Consider the following 23,934-nt stretch of genomic DNA (forward strand, 5'->3'; position numbering starts at 1 on the left):
CGTCCGGCCCAAGGCCTGCGCAAGCAGGCCTTTTTCATTCCGGCACGGAACTCCTGCCACGAGGCACACTCACACCAGCTTCAACTCTCCCGAACGATCCATGTCCAGCCCGCTGTATCGCAACATCCTGCCCCTGCTGTGCCTGCTGGCCAGCACCGGAGCCCTCGCCCAGGCCCCTGAAGAAACCGAGTCGCCCCCCCCCGCGCCACCACCACCCCTGCCATCGCAAGTAAAGGATCCGCTCTTCAACAACCTTGCCCGGGCGCCGGAAATCGATGCGCCTTCGGACAAGTGGAACGGCTCCTTCGGCCTCGGCATCACCCTGCAGCAAGGCTCCACGAACTCCAGCCAGGGTTCGATGACCCTCGATGCGGTGCGGACAACCGCCAACCGCCGCCTGCTCGCCAACGTGATCGCGGTACGCGGCACCGAGAACGGTGAACGCGATACCGACAACATCAACGCTGATTTCCGCAGCGAACGCAGCTTCGGTCAGGACATGTTCGGCTACCTGGCGCTAGGTGCCGAACGCGATGGCGTGCAGGAGCTCCAGTCGCGCGGCAGCGCGGGCGGTGGCCTAGGCTCGCATCTCTTTGCCTCGGACACCCTGAGCTTCAACGCCTACACCGGTATTGCCTACAGTGAAGAGCGTTATCGTGGCGAGGAGGCCTCGCGCGGCATCGAAGGCCTGCTCGGCTCCGAGCTGCGCTACGACATTTCCGAGCACTCGCGCTTCACCCATCGCCTGGTGGTGTATCCGGACTCGGTCAGCGGCGGCACCCGTTTCGCCATGCAGGGCGCCCTGTCGACACGGATCAATTCGACACTGGGCCTGCAGGTCGCGATGCTGCAGAAATACCGCGAGAAGGTGCGCGGCGACGCAACCAATCTCGACACCATCGTGTTCACAGGGATCACCGCCGGCTTCTAAATGGCATCGCCGCCGCCAGGCCAGCCCCTATACTCGGGCAGATCCATTCCCGGACCCCGCCATGAAACGTTGCTTCAACCTGCAGGCCGGCACCATCCAGCAAGCCGAGGGCGATCCGGCCGCAGCGCCGATCCGTGTCTACGCCGCGCCGGATCGCGCCGAGCGCGAGGAGTTGCGCAGCACGCTCGGGCTCGATGATTACGATCTCGACGCCGCACTGGACCCGGAAGAGATCCCGCGTGTCGAGTTCGGTGCGCAAGGCGCCGCCAACATCATCTGGAAGCGCCCCAAGAACGTTTCGATCGGCGCCCAGTTGCGCTTCGACGTGGCCTCGGTGGGCATCTTCGTGCGCCCCGATGCGGTGGTGCTGGTCACCGCCGAAGGCGAGCCGGACTTCTCGGAGCGCGAATTCCGCGGCATCCACAGCCTCAGCGATTTCCTGCTCAAGCTGCTGCTGCACACGGTGCACCACTATCTGGGCCACCTGAAAGTCATCAAGCAGATCAACGCCGAGCTGGGCAGCAAGATCAGCGTGTCGATGGAGAACCGCTACTACCTGCAGATGCTGGCCCTCTCCGAGAGCCTGATCTACTACGTGGACGGCATCGAAGCCAACGCAGCGGTGCTGGCCAAGCTGCGCAGCGCCACCCATCGCCTTGAGCTGAATCCCGTGCAGACCGAGATGCTGCATGACACGGTGCTGGACATGCAGCAGTGCGCGCGCCAGGCGGCGATCTATTCGAGCGTGCTGTCCGGCCTGATGGATGCGCGTGGCGCGATCATCAACAACAACGTCAACACCCTGCTGAAGAACCTGACCCTGATCAGCGTGATCTTCCTGCCGCTGAATCTGGTCGCCAGCATCGGTGGCATGTCCGAGTTCAGCGTGTGGACCGCCGGCCTGGACTGGCGCCTGTCCTACGGCCTGCTGGTGATCGGCATGGCGCTGGCCGGCTGGCTGGGCCTTCGCCTCATCGTGCAGCTCGCCAGCGGACACGGCCTCGGCTGGAACTGGCTGCCTTGGCCACGCCGGCTGCGTCGATAGTCAGGCCTTGTGCTGCTGGCCCCAGCGCCGCGCCAGCACACTCACCATCACCAGCTGCAACAGGTGGAAGATCATGATCGGCGCGATGATCAGGCCCAGCGCCGGATTGCCGGCAAACATGATGCCGGCCATCGGCACCCCGGCCGCAAGCGATTTCTTGGAGCCGCAGAACTGGGCTGCGATACGGTCCTCACGCGAAAAACCGAGCCGGTCGCACAACAGCGCCAGAAGGCCCATTACGCCCCAGAACAGGACAACCGCGATGGCTGCGATCGCCAGCAGGGTCAGGATGCCTTGCTGCGCCCACACGCCTTCGTGCACCGAATCGGCAAAGGAGTTGGCCACGATGGCGACGATGGTGGCGCGGTCCAGCCAGCGCGTCACCGGCGCAGCCCGCTCCAGCTGGCGCAGCAGCAGGGGTCGCAGCAACTGGCCGAGCACGATGGGCACAACTACCATCAGCACGATCTTGCCGATTACCGGCCCGAGCGGCAGGCCGGCGCCCTGGGTCTTCAGATAGGCATTCACCCACAGCGGCGTGATGAACACCCCGATCAGGCTGGACAGGCTGGCATTGAAGATCGCACCGGGCACGTTGCCATGGGCGATGGAGGTCATCGTGACCGAAGACGACACGGTGGAGGGTAGGGCGCACAGGTAGAACAGACCCAGCGCCAGCGGCGCGGCAAACAACTTGCCGAGCATGGCATCCAGCAGCAGCCCCAACAGCGGAAAGAGGATGAAGGTAGCGCCCTGCACCACGCAGTGCAGGCGCCAGTTGAGCAAGCCTGCGCGCATCCGCGCTGGCGACAGGCCCAAACCGTAGAGCAGGAAAACGACGGCCACCCCCCAGCTGGCATACCAGTCCAGATGGAGCAGACCGCCGCTGCGGCCAAGCTCTGGCCACACAGCGGCAAACAATGCAGAAGCCAGCAGGGCAAGGATGAAGCCATCCAGGCCAAAACGTCGAAGCAACGCGAACATCGGGCAACGGGTGATTCAGGGAAACCCCGAGTTTAACGCGCCTAGCCGCCCTCTCAGAAACCCGCCTGAGCGCCAGCCCGGCCAGCGGGCCGGCGCTCACATGCTCAGAATTTGCGCGGATCGAAGCTGTCGTATTTAGCCAGCCCGAGCGCGGTGGCGATCTTTTCCCAGGAGGTGTACTTCAGATTGGTCTGGTGAGTCACATCGCTCAGATTGTCCAGGTCGTCGTTATAGCCGTCCTGGCTGATGAACACGCCATAGGGATAGCCCGGCAGCTGCAGCGCAATCACGTCCGCGCCATCACACTCCTGCACCCCATCGAGCTGCCCGGCCGCGCCCTTGCTGATGCGGAAGCCGCCCTTGAAGACCGGCGTCTTGCTGCCGTCGAGCGTGAGTACTACGAAGCTGTCGTCATACGGCGCATCAGCCAGGGTTGCACCGGTGCCATGCGCGCCGCCCTGGCTGGAGGCGATCAGATAGCCACCACCGTCCGGGCCGTAGTAGATGCTGAGGCCTTCCAGATCGCGCGAGATGCGGCTCTCCGGGTTGAAGAAGCTGTGTTTGACGCTGCTGGTCCCGTCCACATAGCTCGCCACACCGCTGCCTCGGGTCTCGTAGAAAGGCGCCGTGCTATCGAGTTTCTCGCCGGTCTTCAGATTGATGCGCCAGATCCCCACGTCTTCCTGGCCCGCGTAGAGGATGCCGTTGCGCTGATCCACCACCATGCCTTCAAACTGCGGACTCCAATCGCGCGAGGCATCAGTGTCGCTCGTTTCCAGCAGGCTCTGGCCCTTGTAGGTATAGGGGAAGCGCCAGTCACGTCCGCTCACGGCTGCCACGTTGACCGTACCGCCCACCTCGGCCACCAGCTCGAACTGCTGCACCCGCGCCTGCTTGCGCTGATTCACCAGCACATAGTGCTTGCCACTCGCGCTGTCGCTCCAGTGGGTCAGACCATACACCGTGTTCTGCTTGGAAACCTTGATCGACACATCCGCGCTGCTGTCCGCCTCGCTGCCAGTCGCGGGCACCAGTGGGAACAGGCGCAAAGGCGTGGCCGAAGTGATGTCGGTAAGCGGAGCGGCGCTGTCGCCATCAATCTTCCAGACCCGGATCAGATCCTGGCCACGATCGCTGGCCACCGCCAGATCGACCGTCGTGCCGTCGGCCAGCTTGAAGCCATAGACCACGTCGACATTGTTGAAGCGGCTCTTGCCGGCCGTGTCATGCACCAGGATGCTGGCAGCGATGCTCTGCACCGCCCGGCCTTGCAGGTCATAAACCCTCAGGCCGCCATCCTTGACTGCGGCCACCACCAGGCTCTTGCTGCGATCCGTGGGATGTACCCAGATTGCAGGATCATCGACATCACCGCTCGCGGCAGCCATGTTTTCGGTTTCCAGATCAAAGCTCAGCGCGGCCACGCTGTAACTGGATGCCGACGAAGCCCCCACACTGCTCGCCGCACTGGCGCTTGAGGCACTGCTGCTGACGCTGGCCGCGGAAGAAGCAAGGCTGCTGGTAGCGCTGGAAGAAGAGGAGGGCGTGGCTGACTCGCTGGAGCCGGCACCACCGCAAGCGGTCAGCAGACTGGCGAGCAGCAGGCAGGATCCTGCCGCAAGGGAATATTTCATGAACTTCGGGCCTCGTAGAAAGGCCCGCAGTCTGCTGCCGGCGGATTACCGCAGGATGACAATCGGATTACACGACAGGCTGTGGCTCCAGCTCGACGGTGATGTGCACCAGCTCTTCATGGATCGCCAGCTGGGCGCGGAAGTACTCCGCACTCACCGGCTCACTCGCCGTCAGGCTCAGGATCACCGCATAGCTGCCCTTGCCCACGCGCCACACATGCAGATCGCGAATCGTGGCCGGCACCGGGCTGGCAGCGATCACCTCGCGAATTTCCTCCACCACCGGCGCATCCATCTCCGCATCCAGCAGCACGCGGCCGGTCTGGGTCAGCAGGCCGATGGCCCATTTGCCGACCAGCAGCGCGCCGGCAATGCCCATCAGCGGATCGAGCCAGTCCGCACCCCACAACTTACCGGCGAACAGGGCGATGATGGCAGCGACCGAGGTGGCCGCATCGGCCAGCACATGCAGATAGGCCGCACGCAGGTTCAGGTCGTGGTGATGATGGTCGTGTGCGTGATCATGATGATGTTCGTGCTCATGATCGTGCCCGTGCCCGTGCGAATCGTGCAGCAGCCAGGCGCAGACGAGATTCACGCCCAGCCCGATGGCTGCGATCAGCATGGCTTCGTCATAGCGGATCGGCAGCGGGGAAAACAGGCGCTGGGCCGACTCCCATACCATCAGCAGCGCCACGCCGACCAGGCACAGGGCGCTGGTGTAGCCGCCCAACACCTCGAATTTCCAGGCGCCGAAAGAAAAACGCGCATCCGCCGCATAGCGCCGCGCCAGCGCATACGCCAGCAGCGACAGCCCCAGGGCCAGCGCATGCGAGCTCATGTGCCAGCCATCGGCCAGCAGCGCCATCGAGTTGAAATACCAGCCGCCGGCGATCTCGGCCACCATCATCACGGCGGTGAGGATTACCGCCCAGCGCGTCTTGCGCTCGGCGAGCGGATTGCCGGCATCGAACTGGCCCGCTTGCAGGCAGTGATGAGCGGAAGGGCGCGATTGCATGATTGTTTGTGCTCGGTGTATATACTCCCCCCCAGTATAAACCCGAGACCTGCCATGGCCCATACCATCCGTGATCGCAAACCCCTGCTGACCCGCGTACGCCGTATCCAGGGCCAGTTGCGCTCGCTGGAAACCACGCTCGATGCAGGTGGCGACTGTGCGGCCGTACTGCAGCAGATCGCGGCTGTGCGCGGTGCGGTAGCCGGACTGATGAACCAGGTGCTGGAAGGCCACATCCGCGAGCATCTGGGGGATCCGGAAGCCACGCCCGAAGAGCGCACGCAGGATGTCGAGCAGGTCGTTGCCGCCCTGCGCTCGTATCTCCGCTAAGCCCGGCCTGGCGCTGGCCGCCTTGCCACCGGGCAGCACGGCGTGCTTGACTTCGAGTGCACTCAAACTTCGAGAATGCCGCCATGGATACGCAACTCAGCATTCAGCAGCTCGCCGCGAGCACCGGTCTGAGCCCCCACACCCTGCGCTACTACGAGCGGATCGGCCTGATTCAGAACGTAGCGCGGGATGCCGGCGGGCGACGACGCTACACGGCAGCTGATCTGGACTGGCTGCGCTTCCTGATGCGCCTGCGTCAAACTGGCATGTCCATCACCGAAATGCTGCGCTACGCCGGATTACGACGAGAAGGCAGCAGCACGCAGGCCGAACGCTGCGCGATGATGGAAGCCCAGCTTGCTCACGTCCGCGAGGAAATCGCCCGCCTGCAGGCTCTGGCGGGTTTTCTGGCCGACAAGGTGGACGGGTATCACGACGCCCTGCGCATCTCCATGAATGCAGCAAACACGGAGATCAAACATGCTGAATCACGAAGAAACCCGCTTCCAGAACGGCCTCGCAAAACTCGCCGAAGTTGATGGTCAGGCCGGCGAGAAGGTGATCGCCGCACTTCAGGACATCGCGCCGGATTTCGCCCGCCTGCTGGTGTCCTTTGCCTTTGGCGACATCTACAGCCGCCCCGGCCTCGATCTGAAGTCTCGCGAGATAGGTGTAGTCGCTGCCCTGACGGCGCTCGGCAATGCAAAACCGCAACTCAAGGTGCATATCCACGCGGCACTCAATGTCGGCTGCAGCCGCGAGCAGATCATTGAGACCATCATGATGATGAGCGTCTACGCCGGCTTTCCGGCTGCGTTGAATGGCCTGTTCGCCGCCCAGGAAGTGTTTGCGGAAACGGAGCACGAAGCGCATTGCCGGCCAGCGCCTCCGCCGGCCCCCTGCAGCATGCCTGCCTGAAGCCCTCGCCGGCCAAGCACGGGGGGAACCAGCAGGCTCAATCGCCGCATGCTGTCAGAGACAGATTGCGCTGCGGTCCGGCCGGAACCGGCCCGCGCGGACAATCACCCGGCCTTGGCCAGCGCCTGCTCGAAGTCGGCAATGAGATCGTCGGCATCCTCGATACCGACCGAGATGCGCACCGTGCCGTCAGCAATCCCCATCTCGGCACGGCGCACCGGCCCCATCTCGGCGTAGATGGTGTGCGCCACCGGAATCACCAGCGTGCGGTTGTCGCCCAGATTGCTGGCCAGCACGGCCAGCTCCAGCGCATCGAGGAACTTGAAGCAATCCACTTCCGGCTTCAGCTCGATGGCCATCAGGCCACCGAAGTTGCGGAACAGTTCGCGGGCGCGCGCGTGCTGCGGATGACTCGCCAGGCTCGGATGGAAAACCCTGGCAATCGCCGGTTGCGCGGCAAACCAGGCAGCGAGCCGGGCAGCGTTGTCAGCCGCACGCTGCTGGCGCAGAGGCAGGGTTTCGGCGCCGATGGCGATGTGGTGCGCGGCTTCCGGCGCCAGCGTGGCGCCCATGTCACGCAGGCCCTTCTTTTTGATCTGGGTGAGGCCCCAGTTGCTGGCCGCGCCGGTCTTGTAGCCTTCGATCAGGTTGGGGAAGCGGCTCCAGTCGAACAGGCCGGTCTCAGTCACCGAACCGCCCAAAGCGTTGCCATGGCCGCAGATGTATTTCGACAGTGAATTGATCACCAGATGCGCACCCACTGCCTTGGGGCGGAAGTTCCATGGCGAAGTCATGGTGTTGTCGACCACGTAGAGCAGGCCGCGCGCCGCACAGAGCTGGCCGATGGCGGCCAGATCGGCGATCTGGGTACAGGGGTTGGCAATGGTTTCAACAAAAACTGCGCGGGTGTTCGGCTGCAGTGCGGCCTCAACATTCTGCGCATCGGTGGCATCGACGAAAGTGACCTCGATGCCAAAGTTCTTGAAGGTATTGAAGACACTGTTGGTGTTGCCGAACAGGAATGCGCTCGACACCAGATGATCTCCTGCCTTCAGCAGCGCCAGGAAGGTGGCGCTGATGGCCGCCATGCCGGTGGCGAAGCAACAGGTAGCGAGCCCGTCTTCCATCAGGCTGAGTTTCTTCTCCAACGCCACCACGGTCGGGTTGATCTGACGACCGTAAGTGAAGCCGGCCTGCTTGCCCTGGAACACGGCGGCAATATCGGCAGCGCTGGCATGCTCGAAAGTGATCGAGTTGTGCACCGGCTTGTGCAGTGAGCCATGCTCGATACCGCCGGCGCGATCACTGTGGAGGATGGCGGTGGTGAAACCCTTGGCCTTCATCTGGAAACCTCGTTCAACATGGCGAAACAACCGCCATTGTCCGTCAAGGCAGGGCTTCTATGCACGGAACCGATGCATCTATACGCCAGTTTCGACGCGATTGCGTCCGCCGGCCTTGCCGCGATACAGCGCTTCGTCGGCCCGGTTGATGGCGGCATGCCAGTTTTCCTGTGGGTCCAGAAGGCTCACACCGAGGGTCAGGGTGACCGGAATCGCCTGGCCCTCAAAGCTGATCACACACGCCTCAACGGCTGCACGCAGGCGCTCGGCAATCGCGGCAGCCCCTGCTCCCGTCGCATCCGGCAGCAGGATCAGGAACTCCTCGCCGCCCCAGCGAGCCACGCAGTCGTACTCGCGTACGGTCGCCTGGAGCAGCTTGGCCACCGTCTGCAGCACATGGTCCCCCGCTGCGTGACCGTGGCTGTCATTGATGCGCTTGAAATGATCGATGTCGCACAGGATCAGTGACAGCGGCTGGTGGGTGCGCTGGCTGCGGGCGATCTCGCGTTCGGCGAGTTCGGTGATGGCGCGGCGGTTGAAAAGGCCGGTGAGTGGATCGCTGCTGGCGATCCGGTGCAGCGCCTGCTCCGCCTCATGCACGGACAAGGCATGGGCATGGGCAATCCAGGCCAGGATGGCGCAGAAGCCGAGGATGTTGAAGTGGCGCAGGATGGCAGTCAGCCTGGGGGTCAGCGCGTAGAGCGGAGTCTCGCTCGCCAGCCAGGTGTCACAGAGCAGGAAGAAAGCAACGATCACCGCGCCCTGGAAGAGCTTGTGCGAGAGCGGCCGGCTCAGGCTGGAAAAACTCGGCAGCAGGGTGCCTACCAGGTACAGCTGGAAGCCAGCCCCGGGGCCCAGCAACAGCACCGCCAGCAAGGCCTGGGCGAAAATCACCAGCCATATCCACAGCACCAGCCGGTTAGGCCGGTAGCCAGGCGCATTGGTTGCCCGGAACACCCACAGGTAGTACAGGCTGCCGGCCAGGTAGCTGGCGGCGAGCGGCCAGATCTGCAGGATCGCAAACAGCAAGGCAAAACCGACATTCAAGACGATGCTGACCGGCCCCAGGCGCAAGCCGATGCGGCGCTGCTCCTCATGCAGGGTCTGCAACAGGCGGTCTTCATCGAGATCGGAGGCTGGCTGGCGGGCGGGCATGAAAACTTCCTTGAGGGCAGATCCCTCTTTCTAGCAGCTTCCGCTCGCCTCTCTACGCAGGACTTCACCGATGGTCAGCTTGCCGTCAGGCACCGTATGCCGGGCTGGGCATAGCGATCAGGTATGCTGCGGGGCTCCGCGCGGCCTGCCGATGCCGGCGGCCCCCTTGTCGAGGACCCGAACATGACAAAACTTTCCTTCTTCCCGTTGCTGCTGGCCGCCCTGTGCACGCTGGCCGGCTGCGCCACCGAATCCTCCCGCAGCCTGGCCGTAGCCAAGGTCGAAACCGCCAACCAGCCCTATGCCGGCGCACGCAGCCCGCTGTCGGTCGGCAAGTTCGACAACCGTTCGAGCTATCTGCGCGGCGTATTCTCCGACAACGTCGACCGCCTCGGCGGCCAGGCCAAGACCATCCTGATCACCCATCTGCAGCAGACTGGCCGCTTCGTCGTGCTGGACCGCGACAACATGCAGGAAATCGCCCAGGAAGCCGGTCTCAACAAGCAGGCGCAGAACCTCAAGGGGGCCAATTACGTGGTGACGGGCGACGTCAGCGAGTTCGGCCGCAAGGAAGTCGGCGATATGCAGCTCTTCGGCATCCTGGGCCGTGGCCGCGAGCAGGTGGCCTACGCCAAGGTGAATCTGAACGTGGTCAACGTGCTGACTTCCGAAGTGGTCTATTCGGTGCAGGGCGCCGGCGAGTACAGCCTGTCCAACCGCGAGGTGGTCGGCTTCGGCGGCACCGCCAGCTACGACTCGACCCTCAACGGCAAGGTGCTGGATCTGGCCATCCGCGAAGCGGTGAACAATCTCGTGCGCGGCGTCGAGAGCGGCGCCTGGCGCCCCGTCCAGTAAAGGCACCAGCTTCCGATGCGGATCAAGACCACACTCGGCGGCCTGCTACTGGCCGCCCTGCTGGCGGGTGGCTGCGCCACCCGCACGCCCACGCTCTACTACTGGGGTGACTATCAGCCGCAGCTGTATGCCTATCTGAAGAACGAGGGCAGCAGCCACCCCGAGCAGATCCTCGCCCTGCAGAAAATCATCGAAGAAGCCAAGGCTGCCAACAAATCCGTGCCCCCCGGCTTCTACGCCCACCTGGGGCTACTGCAGATCAACGAGGGCAAGCCGGAACTGGCGCGTCAGGCCTTCGAAACCGAGAAGACCCTGTTCCCGGAATCGGCCGCTTACATGGACTTCCTGCTCCGCAAACTGGCCGGAGGCAAAGCATGATCCGCATCCTGAAGCTCGTCCCGCTGCTGGCCTTGGCCGCGCTCGCCACCGGTTGCGCCACCTCGCCGCAAGCCTATGACTACACAGCCTTCCGGCGCGCCCAGCCGCGCTCCATTCTGGTTCTGCCACCAGTGAACAAGTCACCGGACATCAAGGCCAGCAACAGCGTGATGTCCTACGTCAGCTACCCGCTGGCCGAGTCCGGTTACTACGTCTATCCGGTCACCGTGGTGGATGAAACCTTCCGCCAGAACGGCCTGACTCAGCCCGACGAAATCCACGCCGTGGCGCCCGCTAAGCTGCACGAGATCTTTGGCGCGGATACCGTGATGTACATCGAGATCACCGACTACGGCACGCGCTACCAGATCTTCTCCAGCGACACGCGGGTCACCTGCAGCGGCCGTCTGGTGGATCTGCGCAGCGGCGACACGCTGTGGATCGGCTCAGCCACGGCCTCCACCAACGAGGATCAGGGCAACTCCGGGAATGGCGTGATCGGCATGCTGGTCAAGGCGGCGGTCGACCAGATCGTCAACACCCTCAGCGATCAGGGCCACCGCGTGGCCGGGGTCACCAGCCAGCGCCTGCTGGCCGCGCGCCCCAACGGCATCCTGTACGGCCCGCGCTCCCCGCGCTACGCACTCGACGCAGCGCCGAAGTAAGCTGATCCGCCGGCGGCCACCTCAGACGGTGGCCGGCGCATAGCCGCACAGGAAGACCTGCACCGCACGTGCCACCATCGGCGCAATGCTGGCCGGCTCGATCTCATCCTGCACGCCCAGCAGCAGGCGCTCCAGACTCTCAGCCTTGAGCAGGCCGAGGAAATGGTGGGCAGCAATCATCTTGTCTTCGCTGCGTAGCTTGCCCAGCGCCATCGCCTGCTGCATGAAGTCGGCCAGCATCTGCAAACCTTCGAGCGGGCCACGCTCGTAGAACAGACGTCCCACATTGCTCTTGCCAGCCTCCGCAAACAGATTGCGGTGCGCACAAACCATATCCGGCTGGCTGATCCGGCCCAGGAAGCGTTCACCGAAAACCTGCAGCGTGTTGCCCAGATCCGCAGCAGGATCGAGCAGGGCGAAGATTTCGCGCATGTGCGCCTCGGCAAACTGGCGCACCACGGCCACGAACAGCTCCTCCTTGGAGCTGAAGTAGCTGTAAAGCGTGGCCTTTGAGCCGCCTACCCGCGTCGCGATTTCGGACATCGAGGCGGCCTCGAAGCCGAACTCCCGGAAGACCTCGCTGGCGACTTCCACGATGTTCTGGCGACGTGCTTCGCACTTGATCCGCATGGCTGAAACCTTTTTTTAAACTCACCCGTACAGTTTTGCTTGACAAGGCGCCGCTGTCAATTAAAACTGTACCGTACAGTACAGTTAATAAGGAAGCCGTCGTGCCCTCCCTCCCCAATCCCCCTGCTGCAGCGCGGGTTTCATCCTCCCTCACCGTCCTGGCGCTGGCCAGCCTGCTGGGCCTCGCAGCCTGTGCCCAGATTCCGCAAACCGGCCCGCTCAGCGCACTCAAGCCTGCCTCGGACTGGTCCGCCGAGCAGAGCCTCGCCGCCCCCGCCCAACGCTGGCCGCAGGATCGCTGGTGGAATGACTATGCTGATGCCCAGCTTGATCGCCTGATCGAAGAAGCACTGGCCGGCGCCCCCAGCCTGCGCGCCGCTGCCGCCCGCCTGCAACGTGCTGAAGCCGGTGTGCAGACCCGTCAGGCCAGCGGCGGGCCGCAATTCACGGCCAATGCCTCGGCGTCCGAAGCCAAGCAGAGTTACAACTACCTCACGCCCAAGAGCATGTCGCCGCTGGGCTGGAACGACTATGGCCGGGTCAGTCTGGACTTCAGCTGGGAGCTGGATTTCTGGGGCAAGAACCGCAGCGCCGTGGCTGCCGCCACCTCCGAGCGCGAAGCCGCTGCCGCTGATGCCGCCCAGGCTGCGCTGCTGCTGTCGAGCTCGATTGCCAGTGGCTACGCCGAGCTGGCCCGCCTGCACGCCGCCCGCGACACCGCCGCCGCCGCGCTGGAAGTGCGCAGCAAGACCGCCCAGCTGTTCCAGGAACGCTATACCAACGGCCTCGAAACGCTCGGCAGCGTGCGTGGCGCCGAAGCACGCCAGGCCTCGGCTGAAGGCGATCTGCTGGCCGCCGACGAGAGCATCGCCCTGCAGCGCAATTACCTCGCCGAGCTGCTTGGCGCCGGCCCGGACCGTGGCCTCGCCATCGCCCGCCCGACGATCCGCCTCGACCACGCGCCGGGCCTGCCCGGCAAGCTCGCGCTGGAATTACTGGGCCGCCGCCCGGACGTGATCGCCGCCCGCCTGCGCGCCGAAGCCGCTGCCAAGCGTATCGATTCGGCCAAGGCCGAGTTCTACCCGAACGTGAATCTCTCCGCCTTCATCGGCGTGCAATCCCTGGGGCTGGACCAGCTCTTCAAGTCTGGTTCGGACATCGGTTCGGTCGGCCCGGCGATTTCCTTGCCAATCTTCGACAGCGGACGCCTGCAGGCGCAGTACAAGAGCCGCCGCGCCGACTACGAAGAAGCCGTGGCGAACTACGACAGCGCCGTGACCCAGGCGCTGCGTGAAGTGGCCGATGCCGCAGTGAGCCAGCGTGCCCTGGCACCGCGTCTGGAGCGTGGCGAAGCCGCCTTCGGCGCCGCCAGGCAGGCCTGGCAGATCGCCCGCAACCGCTATGACGGCGGCCTCTCGAACTACCTCGACGTGCTCAGCGCCGAAGACGCGATGCTCAGCAGCCTGCGTGGCCTGACCGATCTGCAGTCGCGCGCCTTCAGCCTCGACGTGGCCCTAGTGCGTGCCCTCGGCGGCGGCTACCAGCACAACTGAAACCGACCCTCTCCCCCGACCCGAATTCAAGGAAAACCATCATGTCCCAGACCTCCACCGCCAAGATCCACGCCGTCAGCGAAGAAGACCTCGCCATCGATGCCCGCAACGGCCAGCGCCGCAAGGCCCTGTTCACCGCACTCGGCGGCGTCGTAGCACTGGCTGCGGTCGGCTACAGCCTCTACTACGGTCTCTACGCCTCACACTTCGTCACCACCGATAACGCCTATGCCGCCGCCGAGATTGCCCAGGTGACCCCCGCCGTCGGCGGCACCGTGCGCGAAGTGAAGGTCAGCGATACCCAGGCCGTGAAGGCCGGCGATGTGCTGTTCGTGATCGACGACACCGATGCCCGCCTGGCGCTGGCCCAGGCCGAAGCCGAATATGGTCGTGCGGTACGCAAGGTGCGTGGTTTCCAAGCAACCGACGCCGGTCTCACGGCCCAGATTGCCGCACGGGCAGCCGACGAACAGCGCGCCGCTGCCCAGCTCGCTTCGGCCGAATCCGATTTCGAACGCGCCGGCATCGATCTGCGTCGCCGTGAAGCCCTGGCCGGCTCCGGCTCCGTCTCCGGCGAAGAGCTGAGCCGCGCTCGCAACAGTTTTGATGCAGCCCAGGCTGCGCTGGCGGCCGCCAAAGCCGGCGCCGCTCAAGCCCGCGCCAACCGCGCCGCCGCCGTCGGCTCGCGTGAAGCGAATTCGGTGCTGATCGACGACAGCACGCTCGAAAACAACCCCGAAGTGGCACTGGCACGCGCCCGCCGCGACCAGGCCCTGGTCGACCTGCAGCGCACCGTGGTGCGCGCGCCGGTGGATGGCGTGGTGGCACGTCGCACGGTGCAGGTGGGCCAGCGTGTGCAGGCCGGTGCCAATCTTCTCTCGGTGGTGCCGGTGGCGCACATGCACGTCGATGCGAACTACAAGGAAGTCCAGCTGCAGGACGTGCGCGTAGGCCAGAAGGTCGAGCTACGCGCTGACATCTACGGCGACAAGGTGACTTACCACGGCACCGTGGCCGGCTTCTCCGGCGGCACCGGCGCAGCCTTCGCCGCCATCCCGGCGCAGAACGCCAGCGGCAACTGGATCAAGGTGGTGCAGCGCCTGCCGGTGCGCATCGAGCTCGACCCAACCGATCTGGCCGCTCACCCCTTGCAGGTCGGCCTCTCCATGCATGCCACCATCGACACCCGCAGCAGCACCAACTGAGCACCGTCCCATGAATCAGGCTCTTCTCCCCAACGGCGAGCAGCCCCTGCGCGGGGGCATGCTGATCGTCGGCGCACTGGTGCTGGCACTGGCGAACTTTATCGCCGTGCTGGACATGACCATCGCCAACGTCTCGGTTGCCACCATCGCCGGCAGTCTCGGCGTCACCAGCAGCCAAGGCACCTGGGTGATCACCTCCTACGCGGTGGCCGAGGCCATCACCGTGCCGCTCACCGGCTGGCTGGCCGGGCGCTTCGGCGCGGTACGCGTGTTCGTGACCTCCATGGCCCTGTTCGGCCTCGCATCCCTGTTGTGCGGCTTCTCGAACTCACTGGGCATGCTGGTGGGCGCGCGCGTGCTGCAGGGGCTGGCCGGTGGCCCGCTCATGCCGCTGTCGCAAACCCTGCTACTGCGCATCTTCCCGAAGGACAAAGCCGCGGCAGCCACAGCCATCTGGGCCATGACCACCCTGGTCGCCCCGATTCTCGGCCCCATCGTGGGCGGGGTGATCTGCGACCAGAGCCACTGGTCCTGGATCTTCTACATCAACGTGCCGATTGCCCTGATCTGCGCCTGGTTCGGTTGGGGTCTGCTCAAGCGCTACGAGACTGGTCTGGAAAAGGCACCGATCGACAAAATTGGCCTCGCCCTGCTGATCATCTGGGTTGGCGCCCTGCAGATCATGCTCGACGAAGGCAAGAATCTGGACTGGTTTTCCTCGCCACTCATCGTAGGTCTCGCCATCGTGGCCGTGATCGGCTTCGCGGCCTTCCTGATCTGGGAGCTCAACGAGCGCCACCCGATCGTGGACCTGCGGGTGTTCCGCCATCGCGGCTATTCCTTCGGCGTACTCACGCTGGTGCTGGCCTTCGGCGCCTTCTTCGGCGCCAATGTGCTGACCCCGCTGTGGCTGCAGCAGCACATGGGTTACACCGCCACCTGGTCGGGCATGGCCACGGCCTGGAGCGGCGTGCTGGCGGTGCTGTGCGCGCCCTTCGCAGCGATGCTCTCGAGCAAGATCGACTCGCGTCCGCTGGTCTTCTTCGGCGTCTCCTGGCTCGGCGCGGTCACCCTGTGGCGCGCCTTCGGCACCACCGACATGACCTACTGGCAGGTCGCCCTGCCGCTGCTGGTGATGGGCATCGGCATGCCCTTCTTCTTCGTGCCGCTCACTGGCCAGATCCTGGGCAGCGTGGAAGAACGCGAGACCGCCTCAGCCGCCGGCCTGATGAACTTCCTGCGGACGCTCGCCGGGGCCTTTGCCACCTCGCTGACCACCGCCAGCTGGGAAGACCGCATCCAGTTCAACCGCGCCGACATGGTGGCCACGCTCGATCCGGTGAATCAGGCCGGCGTCGCCAGCCAGCTCGATCCACTCGGCTCAGCCGCCCATGCCTTGCAAGACCCGGGCACCCTCGGCTCGCTTGAACGCCTGGTCGAAGGCCAGAGCGTGATGCTCGCCACCAACCAACTGTTCATGCTGATCGCCGTGATCCTGTTCGTGGCGGCCTGCAGCATCTGGCTAGCCCCGCGCGCCACGCGCGCCGTGGATCCCTCGGCCTCGCACTGATGAATTGATGAATCTGAACTACGGAGGACAGCTCATGCATCCCGATAACGCACCCCGCTCCCTCGCCAGCCTGCCAGGCTGGCGCCTGCCGGTTTTCAGCCTGTCGCACCTGGCAGCCATGCTGCTGGGCTTGCTGGTTGTCGCTTACGTGGCTGGCTGGATGGTCGGTCAGGAACAGGAGCGCGATCTGCAGCGCGCCCGCCAACTCGCTTGCCAGGCCGACCAGCACTGCCTGCGCCCCTGACAGACAAGTCTCAGAAGCTGTTCACGATCTTACTGCGAGGCCGTGATCAGGGCTCATGCGCTGCTCGGAATCCTCATTTATCAACATAAACTCCGGTTCCTGTGCGTATCGATGCCCTGCTGACGGCCTCTCGCTACAGATCGTGCAGCGTCTCAGGCGCGCACCCGGATCGAGCGCGGTCGCGGCCTGCGGCTGAGCCTGGCGCCCTTGTTGTGATCGTCGCAGGTCAGCACGAATTCGCCGTGGATGCCGTCGGCCAAAACGAATTCGCGCAGCAGCCCGGCCGGAAAGCTCATGGTCTGGCCGTTGGCCAGATTCACCACCACCTGCAACACCTCGCCACGGTAATAGGCGAGGTATTGGGTGGGGCTGATGTCGAGGCGGAATTCGAAGCGCTTCATGCTCGACATTTTGCCAGCAGGTCTCGCTAGCTGCAGCACAGAACGTGTATGTGACTTGCCCAAGCAAACATGTCGAGTGGATACTTCCTTCTCCTCATGAGTGTCCGACCAAAGCATGATCCAGGTATCACGTCGTGTTCGCAGACAGCCGGAAGCCAGTGAACGTCCCAAAACCGACTTGCCCGGCGAATTGAGGGATTTTTGTGCCGAACACGCCTGGGTGCTGCTCGGTGAGCCGGGTGCGGGAAAATCGACAGCGCTCAAGAATGAAGCGGAGCAAACAGGTGGGCAATACCTGCGCATCGCCGAATTCATCGACCTTGATCCAGACCCCGCCTGGCAGGGCAAAACCCTGTTTCTTGATGGGCTGGATGAAGTCCGCGGCAGTGGCACAGGTGACAGCCTTTTGCGGCAGCTGCGCAATCGCCTCGGTCGTCTCGGCAAACCTCCTTTCCGTATTGCCTGCCGTGCGGCGGACTGGAACGGTGCAGCCGATAGAGATGACATCAAAGCCGCAACGCCGGATGGCAAGATCAGCGTCCTGAGCCTCGAGCCGCTCAGCGAAAACGACATTCTCACGATTCTCCAGCACAACCCCGAGGTCACCGATTCCACCGCATTCGTGGCAAGCGCAAAGGCACGTGGCGTGGCCGATCTGCTCACCAACCCGCAAACGCTTGAAATGCTGGCTAAAGCCATTCGTGGCGCTGATTGGCCGGGCTCGCGTGATGACACTTACCGCCTCGCCTGCGAGAAACTGGCGGAAGAGCACAACCCGAAACATCGCCGCGCAAAACGCGACAAGCCTGCCCTGGTCGATCAGGTTCTCGATGCCGCAGGCCAGCTTTGCGCCGTCATGTTATTGGCAGACCGCAATGGTGTCGCCACCGAGGCCGCGGGTGCCAGCGAACGTTTCCCGGTGCTCGAAGAGTTCTCACCACCCGATCCCACCAGCGCCCGCCAGGCCATCGGCAGCAAGCTTTTCCGACCGGATGACATCGAAGAGCGCCTGCAACCCGTCCATCGCAGCGTGGCGGAATACCTCGCCGCCCGCTGGCTGGGCAAGCAGATCGACGCCAAGGGCTTGCCTCTGCCGCGCCTGTTGACCCTGCTTCTGGGCACCGATGGCGGCGTAGTTGCCGGGCTGCGTGGGCTCTTCGCCTGGCTGGCTGTGCATTGCCTGAGCGTGCGTCAACGTCTCATCGAGGCTGACCCGCTTACCGTGGTGATCTATGGCGACGTGAAACCCATGAACCCTGCGAACAAGCGCGCGATCCTGCAAGGCTTGCGGCGGGAGGCCGAGAAATTTTCCGGGTTTCGCGGCCACCTCGGTGAAGCCCATCGCTTTGGCGCGCTGGCCGATCCGGCTTTGTTTGAAGACTTTCGCAAGATCCTGCAGGCACCCGAACGAGATGATGCCAGTCAGACGATGGTGGATTGCGTGTTGGATGTGCTGGACCGCAGCGATCTGACGGAGTTCGCGCCACTCGTACTCCGAATCGCGTGCGACGACTCTTTGCGACGCTGGCTCAGACGCAAAGCGCTTGATGTGTGGGTAATGTGGGCATGCTCGGACAAGGCCATGCGCTTGCTTGAAGACATTCACCAGGGGCATGTAAAAGATGACGAGGGGGAGCTGGCAGCTATCCTTTTGATGGATCTTTACCCCGGCACCCTGGAAGCAAAGGACTTACTGAGGTTCCTGCGTATTCCCGATCACGATTCATATATCGGGAACTACCATTTCTTCTGGACACGTCACTTTCCAGAATGTATCCGCGATGAAGATATTTCCGTCTTTCTCGACGGTCTGGCGGGAAGAACGGATCTCCACCACGAGACAACTTTCAGCAGTTTTCTAACGGGTAGGCTGATCACACGTGCGTTGGAAACATTCGGCACAAGCGTTGCAACTGAGCGCCTTTATACGTGGTTGGGTGTAATCGGGCACGTGCCGATAGATCAGGAATCAAGAAGTGCTGTAGATAACTGGTTCAAGAACCATTCTCGGCGATACAAGGACGTGCTGGCCGAACACTATCGGCGCAGCCTGCGCGCGAAGAGTTTTCCACGGAGCCTCTATGCCGAACTGAATGTTTTGAATGACATGCCTGAGCCTGAAGACCTCGGTTTGTGGCACTTCACGCAAGCAACCCAAGCCAAGCATGACGAGCTCATCCAGGAGCATTTGCAACACGCAATCAATGCGCTGCAATACGGGAAAGGCAATGCCGGCTTGACGTTGGAAGCAATCGAAGACTGGGCCTGCCAAGACTCAAAACGCTTGTCTTTGCTGCAACCGCTTTTGTCATGGGAAATCCCAGACTGGAGAAGACAGCAGGCAGAGAGAAGGGTTTCACGTGCGAAAAACTATGCCGAATCGAGACGCCAACGCTTGATCGAAATTGCCCAGCACCTGCCGGAAATCGAAAAAGGCACGGCGACTGCAAGCGTGATGCATCACCTTGCATGTGTGTGGAAAGGACGACTCCCCGGTATTTCTGGGGAAACTCCACTAGCCCGGTTTTCCAATTTCATTGAAGACAGCGTCGAGATTCTTTCCAAGGCAGAAGTCGGCTTTCGCCTTTGTCCAGAGCATGACGATTTGCCCGAGCCGCAAGCCATCATTGATCTCTACCTTGCGCAGAAAGACCCAAGAATAGGCCTCTCTTGCCAGATTGGCATGGAACTCAGGTGGCAGCGCGGAGTAGAGCAAATTGATGTTCTGACCGATGCAACGCTGGATAGCATACTTACGCTTTGGCTCACTCTAGGAGAGGGCGTTCCGAAATGGGTAAAGCACCTTGCGAAGGAACGTTCGCCGCTGTTCTCCCAGAGCTTGGTTCGTTATGCGGAATCTGTGTTCAAAGCTGGGCGTGATCTGATCGATGGCATTCAAGTGCTGGAAGACTCTGATAATCAGATAGCGGCAAGACTCGCCTTGCCAAAATTGCTCGAAATTTTCCCTGTGCGAGCACGTGAAGGGCAGACCAATACCCTAGGTAGATTGCTCAAGCTGGCGCTCCGGCTCGTGCCAGAGGAATTGGCTCGCTTGTGCGATACGAAACTACAGAACGTAAGGAAGCTGAATGTCTCTCAAGCAGTACGCTGGCATGCTGTAGCGATGTTGCTTGATCCGGCCAAAGCCGATCCTCTGTGGGCCTTCGTTGGAAAAACTTCAAAGAGAAGCGATTGCCTCGCTGATTTTCTGGGTGGCCGATTTGGCCTGCCTGACCTTGATCAGGCATTACCCATATTCGTCACAGGTAAGCTGATCGAATTGATGACTCCTCACGCAGAGCTTGAGTGGCCAAAGACCGGCGGATTTTTGAGTGATGCAAATACTCGAGGTGATCAGGTTCGCCGTTACATTGACCAACTCGGTGCCACGGACGATGTGACCGCGGGTGCCGAAATCGAGCGCTTGCTCTCATTGCCATCTTTGCACAAGCTCAAGTGGTATCTGGAGAACGCCCGTCATCAGCAGGCCATTCGGCAACGGGAAAGCAACTTCCGCTTCCCGACTCTGCGCGAGGCAGCAGAGGTGCTGAAAAATGGTGCGCCAACCAGTCACGCCGATCTGGCCGCGCTGGTACTGGATCATCTGGATCAGATTGCCTACGAGATCCAGCATGAAAACGACGATGGCTATGCGTCCTTCTGGAACGTCGTGAACAAGAAACCCGTCAGTCATCGGGAAGAAAACCGGTGCCGTGACGAATTGCTCCGGCGTCTGCGAGCGCGGCTGGATCGCCTGGGAATCAGCTGTGAGCCCGAGGCGGATTACGTGCGTGACAAGCGTGCGGATATTCAGGTTTCCTATCGGAATGAATTCAAGATCCCGATAGAAATCAAAGGGTATTGGCACGAAGAGTTATGGACGGCCCTGCGCTCGCAGTTGATCGCACAGTACACAACAGCCCCTCTCGCCAACGGCTTTGGTGTCTATCTGATCCTTTGGTTTGGACGAGACGATGCGGTTCCCCTGGATGAGAACAGGAAGAAGCTAGCTTCGATTTGCATGCGTAATGAAAGCGGCAAGAAGCCAAGCTCACCACAAGAACTGCAGCAGCGCCTCACAGCACAACTCGATAGCACGGAACGGGATCGTGTGTTTGTTCGGGTGCTGGATGTGAGCTGGCACTGAGGTCAGCACGTGCACAAGAAAAAGCCCGCATCGCTGCGGGCTTTCAGGTGGGGTTTCAGACAGTCTTGACCGGAATCTTGCCGATCTTTGCCTGCCATTCCTTCGGCCCGGTTTCATGTACCGAAATGCCGGTGGAATCCACCGCCACAGTCACCGGCATGTCCTGCACGGTGAACTCATAAATGGCTTCCATGCCCAGATCCTCGAAGGCCAGCACCTTGGCGGCCTTAATCGCCTTGGAGACGAGGTAGGCGGCGCCGCCCACAGCCATCAGGTACACCGACTGGTGCTTCTTGATGGCTTCGATGGCGACCGGGCCGCGCTCGGACTTGCCGATCATGCCCAAGAGACCCGTCTGTGCCAGCACCTGCTCGGTGAACTTGTCCATGCGCGTGGCGGTGGTGGGGCCGGCCGGGCCGACGACTTCGTCGCGCACCGGGTCGACCGGGCCGACGTAGTAGATGAACTTGCCAGCCAGATCGACCGGCAGCTTTTCACCCTTGTTGAGCATGTCGGTCATGCGCTTGTGCGCGGCATCGCGGCCGGTGAGCATCTTGCCGTTGAGCAGCAGCACATCGCCCGGCTTCCACGAGGCAACGTCTTCGCGCGTCACGGTGTCGAGATTCACGCGGCGTCCCTTGGACGAGTCATAGGTGAGGCTCGGCCAGTCTTCCAGCGAAGGCGGATCCAGATACACCGGGCCGCTGCCATCCAGCTCGAAGTGGGCGTGGCGGGTGGCGGCGCAGTTCGGAATCATCGCCACTGGCAGGTTGGCGGCGTGGGTCGGGTAGTCGAGGATCTTCACATCCAGCACGGTGGTCAGGCCGCCGAGGCCTTGGGCGCCGATGCCCAGCGCGTTCACCTTTTCGTACAGCTCGATGCGCAGCTCTTCGGCGCGGGTCTTGGGGCCGCGCTCGATCAGGTCGAGGATGTCGATCGGCTCCATCAGCGCTTCCTTGGCCAGTAGCATGGCCTTCTCGGCGGTGCCGCCAATGCCGATGCCGAGCATGCCGGGCGGGCACCAGCCAGCGCCCATGGTCGGCACGGTCTTGAGCACCCAGTCGACGATTGAGTCTGAGGGGTTCAGCATCGCGAACTTGCTCTTGGCTTCGGAGCCACCGCCCTTGGCGGCGACGATCACATCCACTTTGTCACCCGGCACGATGCTCGTGTTGATCACTGCCGGGGTGTTGTCTTTCGTGTTGGCGCGCTTGCCGGCCGGGTCAGCCAGCACCGAGGCGCGCAGCTTGTTGTCCGGATGGTTGTAGGCGCGGCGCACGCCTTCGTTCACCGCATCTTCCAGCGAACCGGTGAAACCTTCCCATTGCACGTTCATGCCGACCTTGAGGAAGACGGTGACGATGCCAGTGTCCTGACAGATCGGGCGGTGCCCTTCGGCACTCATGCGCGAGTTGATCAGGATCTGCGCCATCGCATCCTTGGCGGCCGGGCTGGCCTCCATCTCGTAGGCACGGGCGAGGCCCTTGATGTAATCCACCGGATGGTAGTAGCTGATGTATTGCAGGGCGGAGGCGACGCTGTCAATCAGGTCGGCTTGCTTGATGGTGGCCATATAAGTTCTCTCTTTGTTTTCGGCTAGGGCTGACATGGCTGGGGCCGTAGGTGCTGCCTCAACCGGACATGGCGGGCTGAAGCCCGCCCTACGAATCAATGTTCGAGGTCTTTGCTCAACAGCAGGGTGCTGTTCATGATCCTGTCGGTATAGGCCATGACCAGAGCCGAGAGAACGAAAGTCAGGTGGATGCCGATCTGGAACATCACACCATGCTCGAGCCGAGTCAGCGCAAAGGGATCGGTGGCCTGGGCCATCTTGCTGCCGACTTCGATGAAGGTCTTGAGCAGATGGATTGAGGAGATGCCGATCAGCGCCGTGGCCAGCTTGATCTTGAGCACGCCGGCATTCACATGCGAGAGCCATTCCGGTTGGTCCGGGTGATCATCCAGATCAAGACGCGAGACGAAGGTCTGATAGCCGCCTACGATCACCATCAACAACAGGTTGGCCACCATCACCACATCGATCAGGCCCAGCACAATCAGCATGATGTCCACTTCGGTGAAGCTCACCGCGTGAGTCACCAGATGGATCAGCTCCTGCAGGAACTTGAACACGTACACGCCCTGAGCGAAGACCAGGCCGAGGTAGAGCGGAGCTTGCAGCCAGCGGCTGCCGAAGAGGAAAGCTTCGAGGTGGTGCGATGCGTCTTTTTTCATGATCTCTCTTGCAGTAGCAGGGGCAGCAGCCGGGGAACAGCTGTCTGGAGCCCATTTGGGGCCGGGTCTGCGCCCGGTCAAGCGCAAAGTATAGCAGCGGCCCCGGAGCCGTCTGGCGGGCTAGAATCCTGCCGCTATCTGGAGGAAACCATGCTGCTCGACCCCAACAATCTGCGCGACCATATCCGCACCGTGCCCGACTGGCCTCAGCCGGGCGTGCAATTCCGTGACATCACCCCGCTGCTGCAGGACCCGGCGGCGCTCCGCGTGCTGGTGCAGCATTTCGTGCTGCGCTACATGCACCAGAAGATCGACGTGGTGGCCGGACTGGACGCGCGCGGCTTCATCATCGGCTCCATCGTGGCCTATGAGCTGAACGTGGGCTTCGTGCCGATCCGCAAGAAGGGCAAGCTGCCCTACACCACGATCGCCGAGGAATACGAACTCGAATACGGCAGCGCCACCGTCGAGATGCATGCCGACGCCTGCAAAGCCGGCGACCGCGTACTGCTGATCGATGACCTGATCGCCACCGGCGGCACCATGATGGCTGGCAAGAAGCTGCTCGAGCGCCTCGGCGCCACGGTGGTGGAGGGTGCGGCGATTGTTGACCTGCCCGAGCTGGGCGGCTCGCAGCTTTTGCGTGACTCAGGCCTGCAGCTGTTCACGCTGGTCGATTTCGCGGGGCACTGA

Annotated in this window: 23 protein-coding genes; 14 read left to right on the plus strand and 9 right to left on the minus strand. The window is 62.8% G+C overall.

The annotated features are described in order from the left end of the window. Positions 1-100 precede the first annotated feature (100 nt). Positions 101-931 carry a YdiY family protein gene (locus tag C0V76_RS00165; protein WP_101940349.1) on the plus strand — a complete coding sequence of 277 codons (831 nt, stop codon included), beginning with the start codon at positions 101-103 and terminating at the stop codon, positions 929-931. Positions 932-992: 61 nt separating this feature from the next. Continuing rightward, positions 993-1,976: a magnesium transporter CorA family protein gene (locus tag C0V76_RS00170; protein ID WP_101940350.1), complete on the plus strand. Its 984-nt coding sequence runs from the start codon at positions 993-995 to the stop codon at positions 1,974-1,976. Here the strand turns inward: C0V76_RS00170 and C0V76_RS00175 are convergent, their stop codons facing one another. The 3 genes from C0V76_RS00175 to dmeF all read right to left on the minus strand — a co-directional run bounded on the left by C0V76_RS00175 (position 1,977) and on the right by dmeF (position 5,612). Then, positions 1,977-2,960 (minus strand): bile acid:sodium symporter family protein, encoded by a 984-nt coding sequence (locus tag C0V76_RS00175; RefSeq protein ID WP_101940351.1) that lies wholly within the window; start codon positions 2,958-2,960, stop codon positions 1,977-1,979. Positions 2,961-3,064: 104 nt separating this feature from the next. After that, entirely contained in the window at positions 3,065-4,594 is a 1,530-nt protein-coding gene (locus C0V76_RS00180) for a phytase (RefSeq protein WP_101940352.1), read from the minus strand. A gap of 67 nt (positions 4,595-4,661) precedes the next feature. Then, entirely contained in the window at positions 4,662-5,612 is a 951-nt protein-coding gene (gene dmeF / locus C0V76_RS00185; protein WP_101940353.1) for a CDF family Co(II)/Ni(II) efflux transporter DmeF, read from the minus strand. A gap of 54 nt (positions 5,613-5,666) precedes the next feature. Between dmeF and C0V76_RS00190 the strand changes: the two genes are divergently transcribed. The 3 genes from C0V76_RS00190 to C0V76_RS00200 all read left to right on the plus strand — a co-directional run bounded on the left by C0V76_RS00190 (position 5,667) and on the right by C0V76_RS00200 (position 6,860). Further along, a complete protein-coding gene (locus C0V76_RS00190) occupies positions 5,667-5,942 on the plus strand; it encodes a metal/formaldehyde-sensitive transcriptional repressor (RefSeq protein WP_101940354.1) in 276 nt (91 codons plus the stop codon). 83 nt (positions 5,943-6,025) lie between these two features. Beyond that, positions 6,026-6,481, plus strand: a complete 456-nt coding sequence (locus C0V76_RS00195; RefSeq protein WP_101940355.1) for a MerR family transcriptional regulator — start codon at positions 6,026-6,028, stop codon at positions 6,479-6,481. Continuing rightward, complete coding sequence (locus tag C0V76_RS00200) at positions 6,423-6,860, plus strand: carboxymuconolactone decarboxylase family protein (RefSeq protein WP_101940356.1); 438 nt, start codon at positions 6,423-6,425, stop codon at positions 6,858-6,860. The genes C0V76_RS00195 and C0V76_RS00200 overlap by 59 nt, the downstream gene beginning before the upstream one ends. A gap of 104 nt (positions 6,861-6,964) precedes the next feature. Here the strand turns inward: C0V76_RS00200 and C0V76_RS00205 are convergent, their stop codons facing one another. Beyond that, complete coding sequence (locus tag C0V76_RS00205) at positions 6,965-8,203, minus strand: cystathionine gamma-synthase family protein (RefSeq protein ID WP_101940357.1); 1,239 nt, start codon at positions 8,201-8,203, stop codon at positions 6,965-6,967. Between the two features lie 78 nt (positions 8,204-8,281). After that, complete coding sequence (locus C0V76_RS00210; protein WP_101940358.1) at positions 8,282-9,358, minus strand: GGDEF domain-containing protein; 1,077 nt, start codon at positions 9,356-9,358, stop codon at positions 8,282-8,284. 183 nt (positions 9,359-9,541) lie between these two features. On the opposite strand from C0V76_RS00210, the gene C0V76_RS00215 reads away from it, so the two are divergent. The 3 genes from C0V76_RS00215 to C0V76_RS00225 are packed head-to-tail and all read left to right on the plus strand — an operon-like array spanning position 9,542 to position 11,256. Continuing rightward, positions 9,542-10,213 carry a CsgG/HfaB family protein gene (locus C0V76_RS00215; RefSeq protein WP_101940983.1) on the plus strand — a complete coding sequence of 224 codons (672 nt, stop codon included), beginning with the start codon at positions 9,542-9,544 and terminating at the stop codon, positions 10,211-10,213. A gap of 15 nt (positions 10,214-10,228) precedes the next feature. After that, positions 10,229-10,591 (plus strand): DUF4810 domain-containing protein, encoded by a 363-nt coding sequence (locus tag C0V76_RS00220; RefSeq protein ID WP_101940359.1) that lies wholly within the window; start codon positions 10,229-10,231, stop codon positions 10,589-10,591. Beyond that, complete coding sequence (locus C0V76_RS00225) at positions 10,588-11,256, plus strand: DUF799 domain-containing protein (RefSeq protein WP_101940360.1); 669 nt, start codon at positions 10,588-10,590, stop codon at positions 11,254-11,256. Before C0V76_RS00220 ends, C0V76_RS00225 begins: the two co-directional genes overlap by 4 nt. A gap of 21 nt (positions 11,257-11,277) precedes the next feature. Here the strand turns inward: C0V76_RS00225 and C0V76_RS00230 are convergent, their stop codons facing one another. After that, entirely contained in the window at positions 11,278-11,886 is a 609-nt protein-coding gene (locus tag C0V76_RS00230; RefSeq protein WP_101940361.1) for a TetR/AcrR family transcriptional regulator, read from the minus strand. A gap of 101 nt (positions 11,887-11,987) precedes the next feature. Between C0V76_RS00230 and C0V76_RS00235 the strand changes: the two genes are divergently transcribed. Genes C0V76_RS00235 through C0V76_RS00250 form a run of 4 tightly spaced genes read left to right on the plus strand, consistent with a single transcriptional unit; the run spans position 11,988 to position 16,458 of the window. After that, entirely contained in the window at positions 11,988-13,439 is a 1,452-nt protein-coding gene (locus C0V76_RS00235) for an efflux transporter outer membrane subunit (protein ID WP_143707310.1), read from the plus strand. A gap of 41 nt (positions 13,440-13,480) precedes the next feature. Further along, positions 13,481-14,644: an HlyD family secretion protein gene (locus C0V76_RS00240; RefSeq protein WP_101940362.1), complete on the plus strand. Its 1,164-nt coding sequence runs from the start codon at positions 13,481-13,483 to the stop codon at positions 14,642-14,644. 10 nt (positions 14,645-14,654) lie between these two features. Beyond that, on the plus strand, positions 14,655-16,214 hold the full coding sequence (locus C0V76_RS00245) for a DHA2 family efflux MFS transporter permease subunit (protein ID WP_254048159.1): 1,560 nt from the start codon (positions 14,655-14,657) through the stop codon (positions 16,212-16,214). A 34-nt stretch (positions 16,215-16,248) separates the two neighbouring features. Next, entirely contained in the window at positions 16,249-16,458 is a 210-nt protein-coding gene (locus C0V76_RS00250; protein WP_143707311.1) for a hypothetical protein, read from the plus strand. A gap of 152 nt (positions 16,459-16,610) precedes the next feature. Here the strand turns inward: C0V76_RS00250 and C0V76_RS00255 are convergent, their stop codons facing one another. Next, on the minus strand, positions 16,611-16,859 hold the full coding sequence (locus C0V76_RS00255) for a DUF2835 family protein (RefSeq protein ID WP_101940364.1): 249 nt from the start codon (positions 16,857-16,859) through the stop codon (positions 16,611-16,613). A gap of 115 nt (positions 16,860-16,974) precedes the next feature. On the opposite strand from C0V76_RS00255, the gene C0V76_RS00260 reads away from it, so the two are divergent. Continuing rightward, complete coding sequence (locus tag C0V76_RS00260) at positions 16,975-21,006, plus strand: NACHT domain-containing NTPase (protein WP_101940365.1); 4,032 nt, start codon at positions 16,975-16,977, stop codon at positions 21,004-21,006. Between the two features lie 55 nt (positions 21,007-21,061). Here the strand turns inward: C0V76_RS00260 and C0V76_RS00265 are convergent, their stop codons facing one another. Beyond that, positions 21,062-22,579: a fumarate hydratase gene (locus tag C0V76_RS00265; RefSeq protein ID WP_101940366.1), complete on the minus strand. Its 1,518-nt coding sequence runs from the start codon at positions 22,577-22,579 to the stop codon at positions 21,062-21,064. Positions 22,580-22,674: 95 nt separating this feature from the next. Then, positions 22,675-23,241 (minus strand): TIGR00645 family protein, encoded by a 567-nt coding sequence (locus C0V76_RS00270; RefSeq protein WP_101940367.1) that lies wholly within the window; start codon positions 23,239-23,241, stop codon positions 22,675-22,677. A gap of 150 nt (positions 23,242-23,391) precedes the next feature. Here C0V76_RS00270 and C0V76_RS00275 point away from each other — a divergent pair, with 150 nt between their 5' ends. Continuing rightward, on the plus strand, positions 23,392-23,934 hold the full coding sequence (locus tag C0V76_RS00275) for an adenine phosphoribosyltransferase (protein ID WP_101940368.1): 543 nt from the start codon (positions 23,392-23,394) through the stop codon (positions 23,932-23,934).

Origin of the sequence: Uliginosibacterium sp. TH139 (genome assembly GCF_002855595.1) — a bacterium.
Classification (GTDB): Bacteria; Pseudomonadota; Gammaproteobacteria; order Burkholderiales; family Rhodocyclaceae; genus Uliginosibacterium; species Uliginosibacterium aquaticum.